This is a genomic window from Pseudoblastomonas marina (assembly GCF_034374265.1).
GTDB lineage: Bacteria > Pseudomonadota > Alphaproteobacteria > Sphingomonadales > Sphingomonadaceae > Alteriqipengyuania_A > Alteriqipengyuania_A marina.
Genome location: NZ_CP139718.1, coordinates 598597 through 619468, shown reverse-complemented (window position 1 = coordinate 619468; position 20872 = coordinate 598597). Strand labels below are relative to the sequence as shown.

Here is a 20872-nt window from a genome sequence, read left to right as displayed (position 1 = left end):
CAGAGCCGCCCTCCCCCGTGCTTTTGGCACCTGCCGACGAACCCCGCACCCGAAGGCTCCCGCGACGGCATTCGGCCCCGCGGGACGTTCGGCCTCCTAAGTCCCCGGGCTTTCCCGGTGGCCGGCAATTCAGTCCAGGAATTTCACCTTATGGCAACCAGTGCCACCCCCTCGCGCGACGATTTCGAAGCGCTTCTCAACGAACAACTCGGCGACGAGATCGACGGCGGCTTCGAAGGCCGCGTCGTCAAGGGTACCGTGACCGGTATCGAGAACGACAAGGCGATCATCGATGTCGGCCTCAAGAGCGAAGGCCGCGTCGACCTCAAGGAATTCATGCGCGGCGAAGACGAGCACGGTCTCGAAGTCGGCAGCGAAGTCGAAGTCTATGTCGACCGCGTCGAAAACGCCGACGGCGAAGCCATGCTCAGCCGCGATCGCGCCCGCCGCGAAGCCGCCTGGGACAAGCTCGAAAGCGAATTCGGCGAAGGCAAGCGCGTCGAAGGCCGCATCTTCGGCCGCGTCAAGGGCGGCTTTACCGTCGACCTCGACGGCGCCGTGGCTTTCCTGCCCGGTTCGCAGGTCGACATCCGCCCCGTGCGCGACGTCACCCCGCTGATGGACACGCCGCAGCCGTTCCAGATCCTCAAGATGGACCGTCGCCGCGGCAATATCGTCGTCTCGCGTCGCGCCGTCCTCGAAGAAACCCGCGCCGAACAGCGCAGCGAACTGATCGATCAGCTGGCCGAAGGCCAGGTCATCGAAGGTGTGGTCAAGAACATCACCGATTACGGTGCGTTCGTCGACCTCGGCGGCATCGACGGCCTGCTCCACGTCACCGACATGAGCTACAAGCGCGTCAACCACCCGAGCGAAGTGGTCGAGATCGGCCAGACCGTTACGGTGCAGATCGTCCGCATCAATGCGGAAACGCAGCGCATCAGCCTCGGCATGAAGCAGCTCGAAAGCGATCCGTGGGACGGCGTTTCGGCCAAGTACCCGGTCGGCGCGAAGCTCGACGGCCAGGTCACGAACATCACCGAATATGGTGCATTCGTCGAAATCGAGCCGGGCATCGAAGGCCTGGTCCACGTTTCGGAAATGAGCTGGACCAAGAAGAACGTCCACCCGGGCAAGATCGTCTCGACCTCGCAGGAAGTCGAAGTCGTGGTGCTCGAGGTCGACAGCGAGAAGCGTCGCATCTCGCTCGGCCTCAAGCAGGCTCAGCGCAATCCGTGGGAAGAATTCGCCGAAGCGCATCCGGTGGGCTCGAAGGTCGAAGGCGAAGTCAAGAACGCCACCGAATTCGGCCTCTTCATCGGTCTTCCGGGCGACGTCGACGGCATGGTCCACATGTCCGACATCGCGTGGGGCATTTCGGGTGAAGACGCGCTCGCGCTGCACCGCAAGGGCGAACAGGTCGAAGCCGTCGTGCTCGACGTCGACACCGACAAGGAGCGCATCAGCCTCGGCATGAAGCAGCTCGAAAAGGGTGCGCCGACCGAAGCCGCCGCTTCGGGCTCGCTCCGCAAGGGCCAGGTCGTCACCGTGCACGTCCTCGAAGTCCGCGATGGCGGTCTCGAAGTGCAGGTCGGCGAAGATGGCGCCACGGGCTTCATCAAGCGTTCGGACCTCGGCCGCGACCGCGACGAACAGCGTCCGGATCGCTTCCAGACCGGCCAGAAGCTCGACGCGATGGTCACCGGCTTCGACCGTTCGAAGAAGCCGAACTTCTCGATCAAGGCGTACCAGATCGCCGAAGAGAAGCAGGCCGTCGAACAGTACGGTTCGGCCGACTCGGGTGCCTCGCTCGGCGACATCCTCGGCGAAGCGCTGAAGAAGAAGGAAGACTGAGCTCTTCCACGCCGCACCAGCGGATAGCGAAAGGCCCGCCCTCCCCACCGGAGCGGCGGGCCTTTTCTATGGCGGGCCTTTTCTACGGCGAGACGGGCGCCTACCTTCATGGGCATGCTCCAGATCCACCAGTTCCCCTGCCTGTCCGACAATTACGGCTTCCTCGTCCACGATCCCGCGAGCGGCGAGACGACCTGCATCGATACGCCCGATGGCGCCGAATACCTGAAGCAGGCCGAGGCCAGGGGGTGGAAGATCACCCATATCTGGAACACGCACTGGCATCCCGACCATGCCGGCGGGAACAAGGTGATCGTCGAAGCGTCCGGCGCGAAAGTGATCGCCCCGCAGGAAGTCGAGAAGCTCTCGCCGATCGATCGCGAGGTCGCGCACGGCGACACGGTCTCGCTGGGCGACCACACGGCGCGCGTGATCGACGTCTCCGGCCACACCAACGGCCACATCGCCTTCCACCTCGCCGATGACGGGATCGCCTTCGTCGGCGATGCGCTGTTCGCGCTCGGCTGCGGGCGGATGTTCGAGGGCGAGCCCGGACAGTTCTGGGACAGCCTGTCGCGATTGAAGGCCCTGCCCGCCGACACGACGATGTATTGCGCCCACGAATACACGCAGGCGAACGCGCAGTTCGCGCTCCATGCCGATCCCGGCAATGATGCGCTGGCTGCCTATGCCAGGGAAATCGACGCCAAGCGCGAGGCGGGCGAGCCCACCGTGCCGTTCACGCTCGATCGCGAGCTCGAGACCAATCCCTTCCTCCGGGCCGACGACGACGAGATGCAGGCGCGCTGGGGCGGCGAGGCCCCACACGAGACTTTCGCCGCGCTGAGGGCTGCCAAGGACGCGTTCTGATGACGATCAAGGGCTTCCATGCGCATGTCTACTTCGATGCAGCCGAGCTGGATGAAGCCCAACATTTCGCGGCCCGCGCAAAGGACCGGTTCGGCTGTCCGGTCGGACATTTCCATACCGCGCCGGTCGGGCCCCATCCGCGCGGATCCTGCCAGCTGACACTCTGCCCGGCGCAATTCGGTGAATTCGCCGTGTGGGCGGCCGAGGCGCGCGGAGACCTCACGATCTTCGCGCATGGCCTCAGCGGGGACGATCTCGCCGATCATACCCGACACGTGGTCTGGTTCGGCGAATCCGAACCGCTCGACCTGTCGATCTTTGACTGATCGCACCCACCAACGAAAAAGGGCGACCCTGAGGCCGCCCTTTCGAAATTCGCAGTGTGTCGCCCGATCAGATGTCGGCGATCACCTTGTCGGCCAGCGCGCGATCGGCGTCAGCGTCGAACTTGTCGTCGATCAGCGTACCGGCCGCTGCGGTGGCGGCTGTGACGGCGCGGTTGCGCACCTCTTCCAGCGCGTCGCGCTCGGCAGCCGCGATGCGGTCCTCGGCCATCCGCTTGCGGCGCTCGACGATCGCCTTGCTGTCGGCCTCCGCCTTGGCGACGATGCCTTCGGCTTCGCCCTTTGCGCTTTCGATCATCGCCTCGGCGTCCTTCTCGGCGTTGGCGATCTTGGCGGCGTATTCGTTGCGCAGCGCCTCGGCCTCGGCGCGCAGTTCCTTCGCCTCGTCGAGCTGTTCGCGGATATCGGCGATCTTCTTGTCGAGTCCGCCGGCGATGGTCCTGTGCACCTTGGCGCCGATGAAGGCGAAGGCGAGAAGGACGAGCATCGCGACCGAGACCCACTGATAGGGCTCGAAGCCCCACAGCGAAGGCGATTCGTGCGTCGCGCCAGAGGCGTCGACTTCGGTATGTGCTTCCGGCGCGCCGGTGGTCAGGGGGGCGGGCGTGTTAGCCATGAGCCAGCGTCTCCTTGACGGCCTTGGCCGCAGTGGGCTTGGTCACCTTGATACCGGCCACGCGCTGGACGATGTCCTGCGCGGCTTCGGTGGCGACCGCTTCGATCTCGGCCAGCGCGGCATTGCGTGCCTCGCCGATGCGGATTTCCGCCTCGTCGAGCTTCTTGTCGAGACGCTTCTGCGCGGCCGCGATGGTCTTTTCCGACTTGGCCGCGGCATCGGCCTTCGCCGCGTTGACGATCCCGCGCGCTTTCTCGCGGTTTTCGTTCTCGCGCACGCGCCAGGCTTCTTCCTGCTCGTCCGCGGCATCGCGGGCGGCCTTCGCCGCGGCGAGGTCGTCGGCGATCTTGCTGTCGCGCTGGTCGACGGTGTCCATGATCCTCGGCACCATCCCCATCCCGATCAGGAAGAAGGTGATTCCGAAGAAGACGGCGAGCCAGAAGAACTGGCTAGACCAGGTTTCGGCAAGCTGGGCTATCTGGGGCATCGACGCACTCGCGGTTCGGCAGTCAAATCATGGGACGGGCCGGAGCTCTGCCCCGGCCCGCAAGTTCAGGTATTCGTCAGGCGACGAAGATCAGGATCATCGCGACGACGAAGGCCAGCAGGCCCAGAAGTTCCGCCGCGGCGAAGCCGATGAACAGGCGGCCCTGCTGGCCGTCGGCGGCACCCGGGTTGCGCAGCGCGCTTTCGAGAAACGAGCCGAACACGTTACCCACGCCGATGGCGGCCATACCGGCACCGATCGCAGCGAGGCCAGCACCGATGAGCTTGGCAGCTTCCATATCCATAATGAACTCCTTTGGTATTCCGTTAGATTGAGACGATTAGTGAAGGTTCTCGGCGTCGTTGATGTACAGCGACGTCAAAAGGGCGAAGACATAGGCCTGGATGCCCGCGACCAGCAGTTCGAGCGCACAGATGCCGATCATCAGCAGGAAGCTCGGCAGGCCGACGAGGAAGCCGAAGCCGATCCCGGCATTGGTCCCGTCAATCACGAAACTCGACAGGACTTCCAGCAGGACGTGGCCGGCCATCATGGCGACGAACAGACGCAGGCCGAGGCTGAACGGGCGCACCATGAACGAGATGAACTCGATCGGCGCGATCACCGGGATCATCGGCAGCGGGGTGCCGTGCGGCACGAACAGCGAGAAGAAGTGGAGGCCGTGCTTCCAGAAACCGACGATGAGGACGATCGAGAAGCTGAGGATCGCGAGGATGCCGGTCACGGTGAAGTGGCTGGTGAAGGTGAACGGGTGGAGCCCGATCACGCCCAGCGGCAGCAGGCCGAGCAGGTTCGCGAAGAGGATGAACATGAACAGGCTGAAGACGTAGGGCACGTATTTGCGCCCCGCCTTGCCGATATTCGCTTCCAGCATGTTGTCGATGAAGCCGGTGAAGGATTCGACCATCATCTGCCAGCGGCCCGGCACGAGCTGGCGCTTCATGCCGCCCATGACGAACAGGAACAGCACCACCGTGGTGATGAGCATCCACAGCGCGCTGTTGGTGAAAGCGATGTTGTAACCGGCGATTTCCCACGCCTCCGTGCCCGCGATCGGTTCGATCGCGAACTGGTGCATCGGGTCGACCTTGCCTTCTTCGGCTGCCACGTGAGTCTAACCTTCGTAATCTCTAAGCTGCGCGCCCCGAACCCCGCGAGGGGTCATTCGTCGGGTCGCACATTTGCCGCGCGAATGATGTTCCTGAAGGCGACCACGATCCCGAGGAACAGGCCTACCAGCAGGGCCCACGGATTGGTGCCGGTGAAAAAGCCGATGGCCCACCCGATCACCGCTCCGCCGAGGATTCCCCCGAGCAAGTCCGCAAGCACCCGGTTGCCGCTGCGATAATTCGCGTCGGCACCCGAGGATTGCTTCCGGTTGCGCAATTCTTCGCGGCTCTCGGCGGCTTTAAGCCGCGCTTCGAGCGCGTCGACTCGCGCATCCTCCTCGATTGAATCCCGTGCGGGTTTGTCTTCGCTCATGCCTGCTCTCCTGAAGGGATCGATGGCACGGGCACGGACTTGCCCGCCAAGGGCGCCGCCCCCTTAGAAGGGGGCCTGTGGCAAGTCAACCGAAGCGGACGCGGTTTGCGTCAGCTGCGCGGGCACTGCGGCAGCAGGATCGGGGGATCCTGCGTGCGGGTCTGCCAGCTGCCGTCGGGGGCCTGGTATTTTTCGCCGGGCACGGTGCGCAGGATCAGCTTGCAGCCGGCCGAGATCGCGTATTCGTTGATCGTCGCGTTCTGCGCCTTGGCGCGCTGGGTATAGACCGCGCGGCGGCGGATATTGATGTCGGCGACGATGCGTTCCAGATCGGGGGTCGATTCGCCCACGATGCCGAGATAGCCGTCGACCTTCTCGCCGACCTTGCCCGATGCACGCGCCGCCTCGTAGGCCGGATCGCGATCCTGCATCGCCTGTGCGGTGCCGCCCAGCGCGAGCGCGCCCAATGCGGCGGTGATCATTAGCTTGCGAATCATCGTTTCGCTCCTTTCAGGCCGCATCAGAAGATGTCGGCATTTTCGTCGATCGCGTCTTCCGCGTCTGCCGCCAGACGATAGATCACCTCCTGGCGGATGTTGATGTTCAATTCGATCACGATCGGCTCGGTCGGGGCGTCGACGGTGACACAGCCCGAAAGGCCCGCCGCGATCGCGGCCAGCGCAAAAATGCGCCGGAAATTGGTCGAAATCATGGCTGTTCCTCGCTTTCGGAAGGCTGAATATCGTCGATTTCGTCCTCGAAGGGATCGACGTCTGGCGGTGGCGGATTGCGTACTTCGCGCGCAATAATATTACCCTGGTCGTCGATCAGCCCGAGCGACCGGGCATCGCGCAGGGCGGTGGGATCGTAGATCGACTTGAGCAGCGCGATCAGCTCGTAGAACCGCGCATTGATGTTGAGGTTGAGCTGGATCGGCAGCCCTTCGAGGCTGCGCGTCACGATGTTGCGCTCGGCCGCCTCGCCCTGTCGGACCCCGAACGTGCGGACGCGGGTGACGATATTGCCGGTAAGGTCGCCGTCCATGTTGATCCGCATTTGCGCGTAATCGAGCGATTTGAGCACGTTGAAGGCGAGGTTCGCCATCGTCGACAGGTCGCGATAGGTCAGTTCGCCGACATAGGAGAGATTCCCGCCCGGCGGGCGCGAGACCAGCACGCCGCCCTCGATCCGGCCACCGCTATCGTCGAAGACGAGCGGCAGCCGCCCGTCGAAGGTCCCGGTCGCGCTGAGATTGGCGAGTTCGAACCGTTCGATGAAGCGCGAGGCCTGCAAGCCGTCGACCACCAGCGTGAACCGCCGCACTTCGCCCTCGCCGAAGCGCACATCGGTCGGGCGCAGGGTCAGCGTGCCGCCCATGAAGGGCCAGCGACCGCCCTCGATCCCGATTTCGAAGCCACGCCGCAGCGCGAGCGTGATTTCGCCGTCATTGACCTCGATCCCGGGATTGATCGAGCGCACCTGGAAGGTCTGGCTGGGCGCCGTCTCGAACGCGAGAAGGTCGGTGAAGACCAGCGTGCCCGATGCGCCTTCTACGGGGCCGAACGGGGCGGCGAAATCGAGGTCGGCGGAGAAATACTCGCCGCCACTGTCAATCGTACCGTCGGCCCAGCGGATCCGCCCCTGCCCGCTCACGAGCCCGCGCGTATTGGCGATTGTCCCCTTGGCGAGGTAGGTCAGGTCTTCGGGCTGGAACGCGGCATCGAAGCGCAGGGCATCGGTGTCGAGCGTGGCATTGCCCGAACCGCTCGCGAGATCGTGAAAGACCTCGACCGCGGCGACGAGGCGCTGGGTGTCGCGATCGCGCAGGTTGGCTTCTGCGCGGATATCGCCGTCCTCTAGCTTCATCGCCGCCTCGGTCGCGTCGAGCGGGTAGAAGCGCTGCGGATCGTTGCGATCGGCCAACAGGAAGGTGGCTCCAGAGAGCGACAATACGCCATTCGCGTAACGCCACTCGCCCGCGGCATTGCTGACGTCGAGCGGGACGGCAACGAGCCGCGCCTCGGTATCTGCGAAGGTACCCGAGATTTCCTTCCCGCCGAGCTCGGCGTCTAGATCGGAGAGGACGAAATCCGCCCCGCTGTCGGGCGGGCCAAGATGCACCGACAGTTCACTCGCACGCACGATCCCGGGATAGGCAATCGCGATCGGCCCCGAGCGAATGTCGATCGGGGTCCCCGCCAGCGTGCCGGCAAGATCGAGCGAGGGCGCGCCGGCGACGATCCGCAGCGGTCCGTTGCCCCCGCGCACGATCGCCCTGCCGGTCGGCGGACACAGGGTCACCGCATGCCGCGCGAGTCTTAGGTTGGCGTATTCGAACCGGTCGAAGCGGACCGGCGTGCATCGGGTGAAGGCGCGGAACGACCCATCCTTCTCGAACACCGCGTCGAGCGGGAAGGCGAGGTTGCGCGCGAAACCGCCTGGCAGCGGGCCGCTCAGCCGGACATCTCCGGTCAGGTCGAAGCGACCGTCCGGCGACTGCACGATCCGCAGGTCGGGTGCCGCGATCCGGCTCGATCGTGCCGCGTATTCCTCGAGCGAGAGCTGCCAGACGGCACTGCCGCCTGCCGCGCTCGTCAGCGAACCGGTCATGCGCGGGAGGTCCGGCCCGCCGGTCCGGAACGAGCCGCCGAGATTGCCGCCCTCGGCATTGCTCCAGCGCAACCGGCTGAGTTCGGCGAGCCGCACGCCATTGCGATTGCGCAAGGTCGCGGCGGGGATCACCAGGCTGAGCGTACCCTCCCCGCGCCGGAGCGTTAGGTTCCCCTCGAGGCTGCTGCCGAGCGTCTGGCGCGACAGCGCGGCGCGCAGCTTCGCCGCAAGCGGGGCGAAGGGGGTGTCGTTGGCCCCGCTCCCGATCGCAGCGAGCGCGCGATTGAAGGATTCGCCCGGTCGCAGATTGCGGCCGTCGAAACCGCCCGACCACTCCAGTCGCGCGAAATCGTCGCGCAACCGGACCACGCCGTCGCTCGAGAGCCGCGCCAGTGTGGCCTCGGGCGTATCGAGCCCGAGCAGCGCAAGATCGTAATCGAGGGTCGCCTCGCCGGGCTTGAAGTCGAACCGGGCGGAGCCTTCGAGCGCCTGCGCGGCGAACGCGCCGTAGCGCCCCGCCCCGGTCTCGATCGCGAGCTCGCCCTCGGCCGCATCGAAAGTGGCGGGCAAGGTCAGTTCGAGCTCGGAATCGAGCGCCGCGAGCGCGATCTGGCGGTCTTCGCAGGCAAGGTCGCGAAGGCGCAAGGGTCCGTCGAACGTCGGGCGGCTGTCGTTGGTTGTCACCGTACCGTAGAAACTCGCGCGCGTCGCTTCGCAACCCGCGTACCGCGGGTCGGGCATTAGTGCCCCAAGCTGCCCCTCGAAGCCGTCGCTGGGGTTGCCGCTTCCCTCGAGAACGAGACCGAGCACCCCGTATTCGCTCGCGATCCGCGCGCGTCCGTCGACGATCGTCACGTCGAGATCGGGCAGGCTCGGCGGACGGTCGGGCTCGTCTTCGGCGAACAGCAGCGGATCGAGCGCGCCGAAACTCAGCTCGCCGTCGCGCAGCGTGCCGTAGAGCCGCGCGCGCTCGAGCGTGACCCAGCGCACCGCAGGCCCGAGCATCGTCCATCCGATCCGCACCTCGGCGCGCTCGACCGTCGCGTCGGGCCGTTCCGGATCGCCCAGCACCAAGTCGCGCAGCACCTGTCGCCGCCCACCGATCCGCTCGACCTTGTAGCTTGCCTCGATCCCGCGCTTTTCCAGTTCGGAAGCGATGATGTCGTCGGCGATCTCGTTGCGCTGCGACCAGGCGAATCCCAGCACCACGGCGAGCACGACAACAATCCATGGCAGCGCCGGCCGCCAGAAGCCCCGTCGGGGCACGGGCGGCATTCCACCCTCACTGTTGTCGCGGCGCTTCGCCATGCCTGTCCCCTTGCGCGTACGCCGATGCAAAGGCAATGCTGCGCCGGGCATCAATGCGGCAGGGGGGAGCGCGTTCCCGATGGACGCAAGTGACGCAAATGTAGGCGGAAACAGCGGCCATCGCGCAAGGCTGCGGCAACGGCTGTTCGAGGGCGGGGCCGAAGCGCTGGCGGATTACGAGGTGCTGGAATACCTGCTCGCGACCGCGCGCCCGCGGATCGATACCAAGCCGATCGCCAAGTCGCTGATCGCGCGTTTCGGCAGTCTCTCGGCCGTACTCGATGCCGACGCGAAAGCGCTCGCCGATCACCCGCAGATGGGCGAGACCAGTGCCGCCGCGCTCAAGATCGTCGCGCTCGCGGCACGTCGGATGGCGCGTTCTAAGGTTGCCGAAAGGCCGGTCCTGGGAAGCTGGCAGGCGCTGCTCGACTATCTTCACATCGACATGGCGCACCTGACGCACGAGCGCGTGCGGGTGCTCCATCTCGACGCGCGCAACCGCCTTATCCTCGACGAGCGCGTGTCGGACGGATCGATCGACGAGGCCGCGATCCATCCGCGCGAGGTCATCAAGCGCGCGCTCGAGATCGGCGCGACCGCGCTGATCCTCGTCCACAACCACCCCTCCGGCAGTCCCGAACCGAGCCGCGCCGATATCGACATCACCCGCAGGATCGCCGAGGCCGGTCGCTTGCTCGGCGTGACCGTCCACGATCATGTGATTGTCGGGCGCGAGGGCCACGCCTCGCTGCGCGCGAAGGGGCTGATGTAGCCCCTTCGCGCGCATCGATCACTTGGCCGAGGAGATACCGTAGCGCTCGTACTGGCGCACGATCCGCGGCGAGATCCGCTCGGCATAGGCGATCTCGCGCCGGCCCTCCGCGGTCTTGCCCTGTTCGATCAGGATCAGGCCCTTGAGGTAGCGCGAAGCGGCAAGGCTCGGTTCGCTGCGCAAGGCGGCGTCGATATCGCGCATCGCCTTGTCGTAATCGCCATTCCGATAATAGACCATCGCCCGGCTATCGAGCACGTTGGCCCCGTATTGCGAAGCCTGCACCGCTTCGGTGCACACTGCCTCGGCTTCGTCGAGACGATATTTCCACGTGCCCATGTGCCAGCACTGCGAATTCAGCAGCTCGCTGTCTCCGGGGCGTTCGAGCAGGACGTCCTCGAGCATCGCCCAGCCCGCCTCGGGGCGGCCCGCCTCGCCTTCGTATTCGGCGCGGACTTGCGCCAGCGTGGCACGCTCGTCGCCGCCGAGCTCGAATTCCTCGAGCAGCGCAAGTGCGGTATCGACGTCGCCCATTTCGGCCTGGATCGCCGCGAGGTTGAGCGCGGTCGCGACATCGCCCTGCAATTCGTAGGCATAGAGCGCATCGTCGAGCGCGAGGTCCCATTCGCCGGCATTGGCATAGGCCTGCGCCCGCTGGTTGTAGAGCGTCGCACTCGGTTCGAGTTCGATCGCCCGCGTGTAATCTTCGGCCGCGGCGGCGTAATCATAGGTGAAGACGCGCATTTCGGCGCGGCGGATATGGCGCGAGGCTTCGTCTGGATCGGTGTCGACATAGGCGTCGAGCGCGGCTTCCATCGGTGCCATCAGGCGTTCGGCTTCCTCGGCCGAGTATTCCCAATAACGCTTGGCCCCCTCGCTGACGCGGACGACGTAGTCGCCGCTACCCAGCCGCGACGCCGCGCGGCGGTTCTCGGCAAAAGCCGAGGCCGGGATCTCGACCGGGATTTCGGCCTTGTCGGACTGCACCCGCAGGCTCGCGCCGTCGAGCGTGGCGCTGCGCGAAATCCGCGTGCCTGCGATTTCTTCTTCGCGCACCTCGACGCCGCGCAGGTCGTAGGCGACATCGCCCTGCGGCAGTTCGATCCGCAAATCCTCGCGCCAGCGCACGGGGCCCCCGCTCTGGTAGGGAATATCGCGCCATTCGCGACGTGCGCGATCGGGCGAGAAGCCGAAATCGTTGCTCGACACATACGGCGTCAGCTTGGCGCGCCCGCGCTCGAACTCCCACCAGCTATAGGTCACGCCTTCGGCTTCGAGCCGGGCCTGTCCGCTGTCCTCGTCGAAGGTGACGGTCGCGTCCTTGACGAAATTGGTGCCGACGAGGTTGCGCGCGAAATTGCTGGCGAAATCGAGCACCTTCTCGCGGTCGCTTTCTTCTGCCGGATCGCGCAGCCGTGTCGCCATCGTGCCTTCGAGCGTGACGTCGATCGAGAACATCGCCGGATAATCGAAACCTGCCGAATGATCGATTTCGACCACCGCGGTGCGATCGGGGACGCTCGGCCAGCGCTGCGTCATCGGCATCAGTTCGGCACCTTCGGGGCGCAGCGGCAGCGCATTGAAGAACGGCGGGACCTCGCCGATCGTCGCGAGGCGAACGCCGGCATTGGTGCCGTCGAGCCAGTAATCCTCGCCATCGATGACGGCGTGGACGATCATGTGGTCGAAATTGCCCGGCATCGGGAGCATGTCGGGCACCCAGTCGCCCGAGCTCGAATGGACCAGCACCGCTTCGCTCTCGATCCCCATCTCGCGCAGCATGGCGAGCAGCAGCAGCGACTTGGCCTTGCAGTCGCCATAGCGCAGCTCCCACGTGTCCTCCGGGCTTTGCGGCAGGTAGTTGCCGCCATCGAGACCGTTGAGGTGATAGGCGACGTCGTCCTGCACGATCTGCAGCGCCAGCGCCGCGCGTTCGAGCGGCTTGTCGGTCTTGGCTTCGATCTCGGCGATCTTCGCCGCGATTTCGCCCTCGGGATCGATCGTGCCCGCGGTGGTGAAATGGGTCGCCATCTGCGCCGACAATTCGCGCCAGCTGTCATAGGTGCCGACCTGGAGCAGCGGCGGCATGCGATAGCGGCGCGGCGCATCGTCGGGCATCTCGTCGAGTTCGGGGATCGGGAATTCGACCGACAGGACCTTGTAGCCGTCCTCGATCACCGGCTCGGCCAGCGCGAAATCGCGAGTGGCATTGTAACGCATTGGCTCGTCTTCCGGCCAGCTCACGCGGATGCGGCCGTAGCCCATCTCCATCGGCTCTGGCAGGATCCCCTGGAGCACCTGCATCTCGCCGTCGAGCGCCTGGTCGCGCTTGGTCGTCGAATGCGACATCCGAAGCACGTCACCGACCCGCAGGCCCGGCACGGCCATCGTTCCGGTGAGCATGCCGTCGATCAGCCGGCTTTCGAGCTGGCGTTCGCGCCGGATCACCTCGAGCTTGGTGCCGTCGGCGAGCACGTCGATCACCTCGCCGTCGCGGATGATCTGGATCCGGTGGACGCGCAGATCGCCCTTGTCGGGCTGCCATTGCAGCTGCGGCGTACCGAGTTGGGTGACGACCTGCGGGTTTTCCATCTTGATCGCGACGTCGAAATAATCGTGCACGACGCCGTCTTCCATCCGCACCTGCCGGTCGATCAGAACGAGCGTCTCGTCCTTCTCCATCGCCGCATCGAGATCGGGCGCGACGACCCAGGCCGGCACCTCCTCGTAGATGATTTCTTCACCCGCGACGGCGGGGGTTGCGCAGACCGCGACGATCGCGGTGGCGGACAGGAGATGGTGCATGTTCACGCGCGGGACCCTTCGACAATTCAATCGTTTCGCCGCCCATGATGCACGGACTACCGGTGCAACGCAATCGCTCGTTCGAAGGTGGTTAACCGCCGCTTGCGCCGCGAGCGACCTTGCCAAGCGGGCACGCGCCCCATAGGCGCGCAGCGCAGCCCATCCCCCTCTTCCCGGAGTCGACCATGGTCCCCCGTTACGCCCGCCCCGATATGACCGCCATCTGGGAACCGGAGGCGAAATACCGCATCTGGTTCGAGATCGAGGCGCATGCGACCAGCAAGCTCGCCGAACTCGGCGTCGTGCCCGAAAGCGCGGCCAAGGCGCTGTGGGACTGGTGGGCGACGAACCCGAAGATCGACGTCGATGCGATCGACGATATCGAACGCGTGACCAAGCACGACGTGATCGCCTTCCTCACCTGGGTGGCGGACAATGTCGGTGACGAGGCCCGGTTCCTCCACCAGGGCATGACCAGCTCGGACGTGCTCGATACCACGCTGGCGGTCCAGCTGATGCGTTCGGCCGACCTGCTGCTCGAGGATATGGACGCATTGCTCGAGGCGATCGCCCGACGTGCCGAGGAACACAAGTATACCCCCACGATCGGTCGCAGCCACGGCATCCATGCCGAGCCGGTCACCTTCGGCCTCAAGCTCGCGCAGGCCTATGCCGAGATGAAGCGCAATCGCGAGCGGCTGTGGGATGCCCGCGCCGAGATCGCGACCTGCGCGATCAGCGGGGCGGTCGGCACCTTCGCCAATATCGATCCGCAGGTCGAGGCGCATGTCGCCGCCGAGATGGGACTGGTGCCCGAGCCGGTCTCGACCCAGGTCATCCCGCGCGATCGCCACGCGATGTTCTTCGCCACGCTGGCCGTGATCGCCAGCTCGATCGAGCGCATCGCGGTCGAGGTGCGGCACCTCCAGCGCACCGAAGTGCTCGAAGCCGAGGAGTATTTCTCGCCCGGCCAGAAGGGTTCGTCGGCGATGCCGCACAAGCGCAACCCGATCCTGACCGAGAACCTCACCGGGCAGGCGCGCATGATCCGCGCCTATGCGCTCCCCGCGATGGAGAACGTGGCGCTGTGGCACGAGCGCGATATCTCGCACTCCTCGGTCGAGCGCTTCATCGGGCCCGATGCCTGCATCACGCTCGATTTCGCGCTCGCGCGGCTCACCGGGGTGATCGACAAGCTGCTGGTCTATCCCGAACGCATGCAGGCCAATCTCGACCGGATGGGCGGTCTGGTGCACTCGCAGCGCGTGCTGCTCGCCCTCACCCAGAACGGGATGAGCCGCGAGAACGCCTATGCTGCGGTCCAGCGCAACGCGATGAAGGTGTGGGAATCGGACGGCAGGCTTTCGCTGCTCGACCTGCTCAAGGCCGACGACGAGGTCACCGGGGTGCTGTCCGACGCGCAGCTCGAGGAGAAATTCGACCTCGAATACCACTTCAAGCATGTCGATACGATCTTCGAACGCGTCTTCACCGAAGAACAGGAAGAGGGCTGAACCCGCCCCGGCACGGGGACTCGCCAGTTTCCGCGCAACCCGCTAGGACGGCAGAAAAAGGGCGGAGATTGAACCGATGCAAGTCCTGAAGACGATCCTGTGGGCGCTGCTCCTCGTGGTGCTGGTCGCTTTCTCGGTGGCGAACTGGGAACCGCAGGTGACGGTCCAGATCTGGGAAGGGATCGTCCTCGACACGAAGATCCCCGCGCTGGTGATCGTCAGCTTCCTGATCGGTTTCGTGCCGATGTGGCTGTTCCATCGCGGCGAGAAATGGCGGCTCAAGCGCCGCATCGCCGCGCTCGAGAATGCGCAGAAGGCCAATTCGCTCAACTACGCCAAGGCCAACACCGAGCGCATCCGCGATCGCGATGGCGACGGCATTCCGGATTCGGTCGATCCCGATCCCGATACGCCTGCGGAAGACAGCCCGCTGAGCCCGACCAAGCCCCAAAAAGAAGCGGGCACATGAACCACAACCCGGTCTTCCTCGCGCTCGACGTTCCGCGGCTCGACGCCGCCAAGGCGCTCGCGAAGCAGGTCAAGGGCCATGTCGGCGGATTCAAGCTCGGGCTCGAGTTCTTCTGCGCGCACGGCCACCACGGCGTCCACGAGATCGCCCATCTGGGCCTGCCGATCTTCCTCGACCTGAAACTGCACGATATTCCCAACACCGTCGCCGGCGCGATGCATTCGCTGCACGTGCTCGAACCCGCGATCGTCACCGTCCATGCCAGCGGCGGGCGGGCGATGATGGAGGACGCCAAGGCGGCGGCGGGCGAGCATACGAAAGTGGTCGCGGTGACGCTGCTCACCAGTCTCGACGATCGCGACATGGAGCGCACCGGCATCAACGGCAAGCCGCACGACCAGGTCATGCGCCTCGCCGAACTCGCCGAACAAGCCGGTCTCGACGGAATCGTGTGTTCGGGCCACGAGGTCGGAGCGGTGCGCAAGCAGTGGAAGGACGGCTATTTCGTCGTCCCCGGCCTGCGGCCCGGCGGCAAGGCGACCGGCGACCAGAAGCGTGTGGTCACCCCCCGCCAGGCGCGCGACGACGGCGCCGGCGTGCTCGTGATCGGCCGCCCGATCGCCAAGGCCGAGGACCCGGTCCAGGCTGCGCGGGAGATCGAGGCGACGCTGTGAAGCGGTTCGCCGCCATCGCCACCCTGTTCGCCCTGTCGTCCTGCATATCGATGCCGAAGGACGAGTATCGCGTCACCGAAAGCCAGAAAATCGAGCAACGCGTCGAATTCGGCGAGGTCGTGCTCAGCCGGTTGAGCCCGACGCTGTGGATGCACACCTCCTATCTCGACCTTCCCGGCACCGGGCCGATCGCATCGAACGGTTTGATCGTACTGCGCGAGGACGACGCGGTGCTGGTCGACACGGCGTGGACCGAACCGCAGACCGAAGACATTCTGCGTTATGCCGCCGCGGCGCTCGACCGCCCGGTCCGCGCGGCGGTGATCACCCATTTCCACCAGGACAAGATGGGCGGGATCGGCGCGCTCCACCGCGCCGGGGTCGAGACCTGGGCCCATGCGCTCACCAACGAACTCGCCCCGACGGTCGATTTCGAGCCCGCAAGGAAGACGATCGATTTTGGCGCCGACGGTTTCGCCACCGGTCCCGCCACCGCAGCGCTCGGGCCGATTAAGCTGTTCTACCCGGGCCCCGGCCACACAAGCGACAACATCACCGTCCAGCCCGAGCCGGGGGTCGCCTTCGGCGGATGCCTGATCAAGGGCGCTGGCGCGCGCAGCCTCGGCAATCTCGCCGATGCGGACGTCGCGAATTACGCCGCGGCCGCGCGCCGCTTCGGCGCGGCCTTTCCCGCCGCCTCGACCATCCTGATGAGCCATTCCGCCCCCGAAGGCCGCGAGGCGATCCGCCATACGATACGCATGGCGGAGGACGCGCGCCGATAAGCCCGATCGCCAGTCCCGATCGCCGGGGTTGCGCGCGGCGCATAACCGCGTAATCGGTGCGCGCATGAGCATCCAGATCAAGATTTGCGGCATTCGCGACGAGGCGGCGATGGACGCGGCGGCGGAGGCCGGGGCGACCCATATCGGGCTCGTCCATTACCAGCCGAGCCCGCGCCACGTCACGCTCGACCAGGCGGCCAAGCTGCGGATGCGCGCGCCCTCCTCGCTCAAGGTGGTGCTGCTGCTGGTCAACCAGGAACCCAAGCCGACCGCGCTTGCGATCGAGGCGGTGCGCCCCGATGTGGTCCAGTTCCACGGCAGCGAAACCGCCGAATGGCTCAAGGTCGTCAAGGACAATGCCCGCGTCGAGGTGTGGAAGGCACGCGGCCTCCAGAACGCGCAGACGCTCGAACGCGCCAAGGGCTATGAAGGCGCGGCCGACATGCTGCTGTTCGACGCACCGGCACAGAAGCTGCCCGGCGGCAACGGCACCGCCTTCGACTGGACGCTGCTCAAGGGGTATGACGGCAAGTTGCCCTATGGGCTCGCCGGCGGTCTCGACCCGGACAACGTCGCACAGGCGATCCGCGAGACCGACGCCATGCTGGTCGACACCTCTAGCGGCACCGAAAGCGAGCCCGGGGTCAAGGACCTGGAGAAGATCCGCGCGTTTTGCGAAGCGGCGAGAAACGCATGACCGACCCTGCCCCCAATTCCTATCGCAACCAGCCCGACGAACGCGGCCATTTCGGCCAGTTCGGAGGGCGCTACGTCGCCGAAACGCTAATGCCGCTCGTGCTCGATCTCGAGCGCGAATACCGCGCCGCGCAGGCCGATCCCGAATTCCAGGCCGAGTTCGACGATTTGCTCGAACATTATGTCGGCCGACCCAGCCCGCTCTATTATGCCGAGCGGCTGACCGAGGAGCTGCGGAAGTCCGCGCCCGACGGGAACGGCGCGCAGGTCTGGTTCAAGCGCGACGAGCTCAATCACACCGGCGCGCACAAGATCAACAATTGCATCGGCCAGATCCTGCTCGCCCGCCGCATGGGCAAGACGCGGATCATCGCCGAGACCGGCGCGGGCCAGCACGGGGTCGCCACCGCCACCGTCTGCGCGCGCTTCGGCCTGCCCTGCACCGTCTATATGGGCGCGACCGACGTCGAACGACAGCAGCCCAACGTGTTCCGGATGAAACTGCTCGGCGCCGAGGTGATCCCGGTCACCAGCGGCCGCGCGACGCTCAAGGACGCGATGAACGAGGGCCTGCGCGACTGGGTCGCGAACGTCCACGACACCTTCTACATCATCGGCACCGCCGCGGGCCCGCATCCGTACCCAGAGCTCGTGCGCGATTTCCAGAGCGTGATTGGCAAGGAAGCGCGCGTGCAGATGAAGGACCGCATCGGCCGCCTGCCCGACCTGCTGGTGGCCGCGATCGGCGGCGGCTCGAACGCGCTCGGCCTGTTCCACCCTTTCCTCGACGACGCGGACGTGAAGATGCTCGGGGTCGAGGCGGCGGGACGTGGCCTCGACGGCAGTGAACACGCCGCGTCCCTGCTCGGCGGCGCGCCCGGCGTGCTCCACGGCAACAAGACGTACCTCCTGCAGGACGAGGACGGCCAGATCACCGAAGGCCACTCGATCAGCGCCGGGCTCGACTATCCCGGCATCGGCCCCGAACATTCGTGGCTCAAGGAATCGGGCCGCGTCGAATACACCGCGATCACCGACAAGCAGGCGCTCGACGCCTTCCAGCTGCTGTGCCGCACCGAAGGCATCATCCCCGCGCTCGAGCCGAGCCACGCGATTGCGGCGGTCGCCGAGCGGGCGCGGGAGATGCCGCGGGATGCGATCATCCTCGCCAATTTGTGCGGCCGCGGGGACAAGGATATCTTTACCGTGGCCGATGCGCTGGGGGTGGAGATTTAGGGGATGACCGACGCCTATCGTCAAAAGCTGTTGAATTGGCTTTGCACGATCGGTCTCGTTCTGATCGCAACTGTCTTGATGCCATTGCGATACTGGTTTTTCGACCTGCCCGAGCTGCAATCTCGGATATTGAATCCTCTCGAGCTCAGCTCCATTGCTGGCCCATTTGCTGAGTCATTTCTCTATTACGTGCTGGTGGCTCCTATCGCGTTGCTATGGCATCTCGGCGACTTCATCGAAACAAGACCTCCCCGCTACAGATTCATTGAATTCGCTTCGCGATATGCTCTGTTCGTATCACTTATCGCGACCAGCATTGCCCTCCACCTCCTGATGTTGCTTAGGGTTTGGGAATACGACAGTTGCGACGAGCTCCCTGATGCACTGTTCTGGGAATGCATGGTTTATCCGTCACCGGTGCTCACGATCCTGTGGATAGCGGCTATGGTCCTCGCCTTAGCTCTCGGTGTGTTCAAAATTGGATATTCGGTCTGGTCGTTGTTGAGGAAGCTAAGGCTGTCCTACAACTTAGGGGGCGTGGCATGATGCTTCGATGACCAGAGTTTTCCTCCCTCTATCTAGTGCCCTTAGCCCACCCGAAATCTCCCTCCGTTTTTCTTCCCCTGAACAGTGTAACACCCGGTCCATGCCTTCAGCTTCGAGCCCCCCGAAATGAACGATAACCCCGCGAATCGCCTCTCCAACGCCTTCGCCAAACCGCACCCCGCCCTCGTCTGCTTCGTGACGGCGGGCGACGGCGATACCGACGCCAATCTCGATGCGTTGGTGGCGGGCGGCGCCGATGTGATCGAGCTGGGCATGCCCTTCACCGATCCGATGGCCGACGGACCGGCGATCCAGGCTGCGAACCTGCGCAGTCTCGGCAAGGGCACGACCACCGCCGACGTGCTCGCCATCGCGACGCGGTTCCGTGCGCGGCATCCGGACGTGCCGCTGGTGCTGATGGGCTATGCCAATCCGATGGTGCGGCGCGGGCCCGAATGGTTCGCTTCAGCCGCTGCCGATGCCGGCGTCGACGGGGTGATCTGCGTCGATTTGGGCCCCGAGGAGGACGAGGACCTCGGCCCGGCGCTGCGCGACGCGGGGATCGCCGTGATCCGCCTCGCCACGCCGACCACCCATGACGCGCGCCTGCCGCAAGTGCTCGAGGGCGCGGGAGGCTTCCTCTATTACGTCTCTGTCGCCGGGATCACCGGCAAGCAGCAGGCCGCGAGCGGTTCGATCGCCGAAGCGGTCGCGCGGCTGAAAGCGCAGACCGATCTGCCGGTGGCGGTCGGCTTCGGCGTACGCACGCCCGAACAGGCGGCGGACATCGCCCGGCACGCCGATGGCGTGGTGGTCGGATCGGCGCTGGTCGAGCTGGTCGGCGAGCACGGCGAAAACGCGCCCGACAGGCTGCGCGAGGCCGTCTCGGCCCTTGCCAAGGCGGTCCACAGCGCCGAAAGGGCTCAGCCATGAGCTGGCTATCACGTGTTCGCAATTCGCTTCCCTTCGGTGCCAAGCGGGAAACCGCCGACAATCTCTGGATCAAGTGTCCCGCTTGCGACGAGATGGTGTTCACCAAGGAATATGACGAGAACGCGCGCGTCTGCCCCAAATGCGACCATCACGGGCGCATCGGCACCGACATGCGCTTCGCCATCCTGCTCGACCAGGGTTACGAGGTCCTGCCGACGCCGCAGGTTCGCGAGGACCCGCTCAAGTTCAAGGATACGAAGGCTTACCCCGCGCGGCTCAAGCAGGCGCGCGCAAAGAACCCGCATCCCGATGCGCTGACCAATGCGGCAGGCGCGATCAAGGGCCACCGCGTGGTGCTCGGCGTGCAGGATTTCGCCTTCATGGGCGGGTCGATGGGCATGGCGGTGGGCAGTGCCTTCGTCCATGGCGTCGACCGCGCGCTCAAGGACCGCGTGCCCTACGTGATCTGCACCGCCGCCGGCGGCGCGCGCATGCAGGAGGGCATCCTCAGCCTGATGCAGATGCCCAAGACGACGGTCGCGGTGCGCCGCCTCAAGGAAGCGGGCCTTCCTTACATTGTCGTGCTGACCGACCCGACCACGGGCGGCGTCACCGCGAGCTATGCGATGCTCGGCGACGTCCACATCGCCGAGCCCGGCTGCCTGATCGGCTTCGCCGGGGCACGCGTGATCCAGAACACCATTCGCGAGCAGTTGCCCGACGGGTTCCAGCGCGCCGAATACCTGCACGAACACGGCATGGTCGATCGCGTGGTCCATCGCCACGAACTGCGCGACGAGCTGGCGATGCTGCTCGACTATCTCTCGCCGCGCGCAGCGGCCTGAGGCCA

22 protein-coding genes are annotated in these 20872 nt (G+C 65.6%); 13 read left to right on the top strand and 9 right to left on the bottom strand.

The features are described 5' to 3' along the window. Positions 1 to 150: 150 nt before the first annotated feature. From rpsA to T8S45_RS02945, 3 genes are all read left to right on the top strand, one after another. Positions 151 to 1854: a 30S ribosomal protein S1 gene (gene rpsA, locus T8S45_RS02955; protein ID WP_188641552.1), complete on the top strand. Its 1704-nt coding sequence runs from the start codon at positions 151 to 153 to the stop codon at positions 1852 to 1854. 114 nt (positions 1855 to 1968) lie between these two features. Continuing rightward, complete coding sequence (gloB, locus tag T8S45_RS02950) at positions 1969 to 2724, top strand: hydroxyacylglutathione hydrolase (protein ID WP_322294616.1); 756 nt, start codon at positions 1969 to 1971, stop codon at positions 2722 to 2724. Beyond that, positions 2724 to 3050, top strand: a complete 327-nt coding sequence (locus tag T8S45_RS02945) for a DOPA 4,5-dioxygenase family protein (RefSeq protein WP_322294615.1) — start codon at positions 2724 to 2726, stop codon at positions 3048 to 3050. Before gloB ends, T8S45_RS02945 begins: the two co-directional genes overlap by 1 nt. A gap of 67 nt (positions 3051 to 3117) precedes the next feature. Here T8S45_RS02945 and T8S45_RS02940 read toward each other — a convergent pair whose 3' ends face one another. From T8S45_RS02940 to T8S45_RS02905, 8 genes are all read right to left on the bottom strand, one after another. After that, positions 3118 to 3684 (bottom strand): F0F1 ATP synthase subunit B family protein, encoded by a 567-nt coding sequence (locus tag T8S45_RS02940; RefSeq protein ID WP_322294614.1) that lies wholly within the window; start codon positions 3682 to 3684, stop codon positions 3118 to 3120. Beyond that, positions 3677 to 4171 carry a F0F1 ATP synthase subunit B family protein gene (locus T8S45_RS02935; protein ID WP_322294613.1) on the bottom strand — a complete coding sequence of 165 codons (495 nt, stop codon included), beginning with the start codon at positions 4169 to 4171 and terminating at the stop codon, positions 3677 to 3679. The genes T8S45_RS02940 and T8S45_RS02935 overlap by 8 nt, the downstream gene beginning before the upstream one ends. Before the next feature lie 76 nt (positions 4172 to 4247). After that, positions 4248 to 4475, bottom strand: a complete 228-nt coding sequence (locus T8S45_RS02930; protein ID WP_057884388.1) for a F0F1 ATP synthase subunit C — start codon at positions 4473 to 4475, stop codon at positions 4248 to 4250. Positions 4476 to 4511: 36 nt separating this feature from the next. Further along, positions 4512 to 5270, bottom strand: coding sequence for a F0F1 ATP synthase subunit A (locus T8S45_RS02925; protein ID WP_188643089.1), 759 nt, complete (start codon positions 5268 to 5270; stop codon positions 4512 to 4514). 83 nt (positions 5271 to 5353) lie between these two features. Beyond that, on the bottom strand, positions 5354 to 5674 hold the full coding sequence (locus tag T8S45_RS02920) for an AtpZ/AtpI family protein (RefSeq protein WP_188641547.1): 321 nt from the start codon (positions 5672 to 5674) through the stop codon (positions 5354 to 5356). 110 nt (positions 5675 to 5784) lie between these two features. Then, the gene (locus T8S45_RS02915; RefSeq protein ID WP_322294612.1) at positions 5785 to 6171 is read right to left on the bottom strand and encodes a YdbL family probable chaperone protein; all 387 of its coding nucleotides are present in this window, start codon (positions 6169 to 6171) and stop codon (positions 5785 to 5787) included. Between the two features lie 23 nt (positions 6172 to 6194). Continuing rightward, positions 6195 to 6386, bottom strand: a complete 192-nt coding sequence (locus tag T8S45_RS02910; protein ID WP_322294611.1) for a YnbE family lipoprotein — start codon at positions 6384 to 6386, stop codon at positions 6195 to 6197. Further along, positions 6383 to 9592: an intermembrane phospholipid transport protein YdbH family protein gene (locus T8S45_RS02905; RefSeq protein ID WP_322294610.1), complete on the bottom strand. Its 3210-nt coding sequence runs from the start codon at positions 9590 to 9592 to the stop codon at positions 6383 to 6385. The genes T8S45_RS02910 and T8S45_RS02905 overlap by 4 nt, the downstream gene beginning before the upstream one ends. A gap of 79 nt (positions 9593 to 9671) precedes the next feature. On the opposite strand from T8S45_RS02905, the gene radC reads away from it, so the two are divergent. Continuing rightward, complete coding sequence (radC, locus tag T8S45_RS02900) at positions 9672 to 10364, top strand: RadC family protein (protein ID WP_322294609.1); 693 nt, start codon at positions 9672 to 9674, stop codon at positions 10362 to 10364. 18 nt (positions 10365 to 10382) lie between these two features. Here the strand turns inward: radC and T8S45_RS02895 are convergent, their stop codons facing one another. Beyond that, positions 10383 to 13169, bottom strand: a complete 2787-nt coding sequence (locus T8S45_RS02895) for a DUF3857 domain-containing protein (RefSeq protein ID WP_322295181.1) — start codon at positions 13167 to 13169, stop codon at positions 10383 to 10385. A 185-nt stretch (positions 13170 to 13354) separates the two neighbouring features. Here T8S45_RS02895 and purB point away from each other — a divergent pair, with 185 nt between their 5' ends. From purB to accD, 9 genes are all read left to right on the top strand, one after another. After that, complete coding sequence (purB, locus tag T8S45_RS02890; RefSeq protein WP_322294608.1) at positions 13355 to 14683, top strand: adenylosuccinate lyase; 1329 nt, start codon at positions 13355 to 13357, stop codon at positions 14681 to 14683. 76 nt (positions 14684 to 14759) lie between these two features. Next, positions 14760 to 15152, top strand: a complete 393-nt coding sequence (locus tag T8S45_RS02885) for a LapA family protein (RefSeq protein WP_322294607.1) — start codon at positions 14760 to 14762, stop codon at positions 15150 to 15152. After that, positions 15149 to 15826 (top strand): orotidine-5'-phosphate decarboxylase, encoded by a 678-nt coding sequence (gene pyrF / locus T8S45_RS02880; protein ID WP_322294606.1) that lies wholly within the window; start codon positions 15149 to 15151, stop codon positions 15824 to 15826. The genes T8S45_RS02885 and pyrF overlap by 4 nt, the downstream gene beginning before the upstream one ends. Before the next feature lie 50 nt (positions 15827 to 15876). Beyond that, a complete protein-coding gene (gene bla, locus T8S45_RS02875; protein WP_407654932.1) occupies positions 15877 to 16611 on the top strand; it encodes a subclass B1 metallo-beta-lactamase in 735 nt (244 codons plus the stop codon). A 64-nt stretch (positions 16612 to 16675) separates the two neighbouring features. Further along, the gene (locus tag T8S45_RS02870) at positions 16676 to 17308 is read left to right on the top strand and encodes a phosphoribosylanthranilate isomerase (RefSeq protein WP_322294604.1); all 633 of its coding nucleotides are present in this window, start codon (positions 16676 to 16678) and stop codon (positions 17306 to 17308) included. Further along, complete coding sequence (trpB, locus tag T8S45_RS02865; RefSeq protein ID WP_322294603.1) at positions 17305 to 18543, top strand: tryptophan synthase subunit beta; 1239 nt, start codon at positions 17305 to 17307, stop codon at positions 18541 to 18543. The genes T8S45_RS02870 and trpB overlap by 4 nt, the downstream gene beginning before the upstream one ends. 3 nt (positions 18544 to 18546) lie before the next feature. Continuing rightward, positions 18547 to 19089 carry a hypothetical protein gene (locus tag T8S45_RS02860; protein ID WP_322294602.1) on the top strand — a complete coding sequence of 181 codons (543 nt, stop codon included), beginning with the start codon at positions 18547 to 18549 and terminating at the stop codon, positions 19087 to 19089. A 126-nt stretch (positions 19090 to 19215) separates the two neighbouring features. Then, positions 19216 to 20022 (top strand): tryptophan synthase subunit alpha, encoded by an 807-nt coding sequence (trpA, locus tag T8S45_RS02855; protein ID WP_322294601.1) that lies wholly within the window; start codon positions 19216 to 19218, stop codon positions 20020 to 20022. Then, the gene (gene accD / locus T8S45_RS02850) at positions 20019 to 20867 is read left to right on the top strand and encodes an acetyl-CoA carboxylase, carboxyltransferase subunit beta (protein ID WP_188641536.1); all 849 of its coding nucleotides are present in this window, start codon (positions 20019 to 20021) and stop codon (positions 20865 to 20867) included. The genes trpA and accD overlap by 4 nt, the downstream gene beginning before the upstream one ends. Positions 20868 to 20872: the final 5 nt, after the last annotated feature.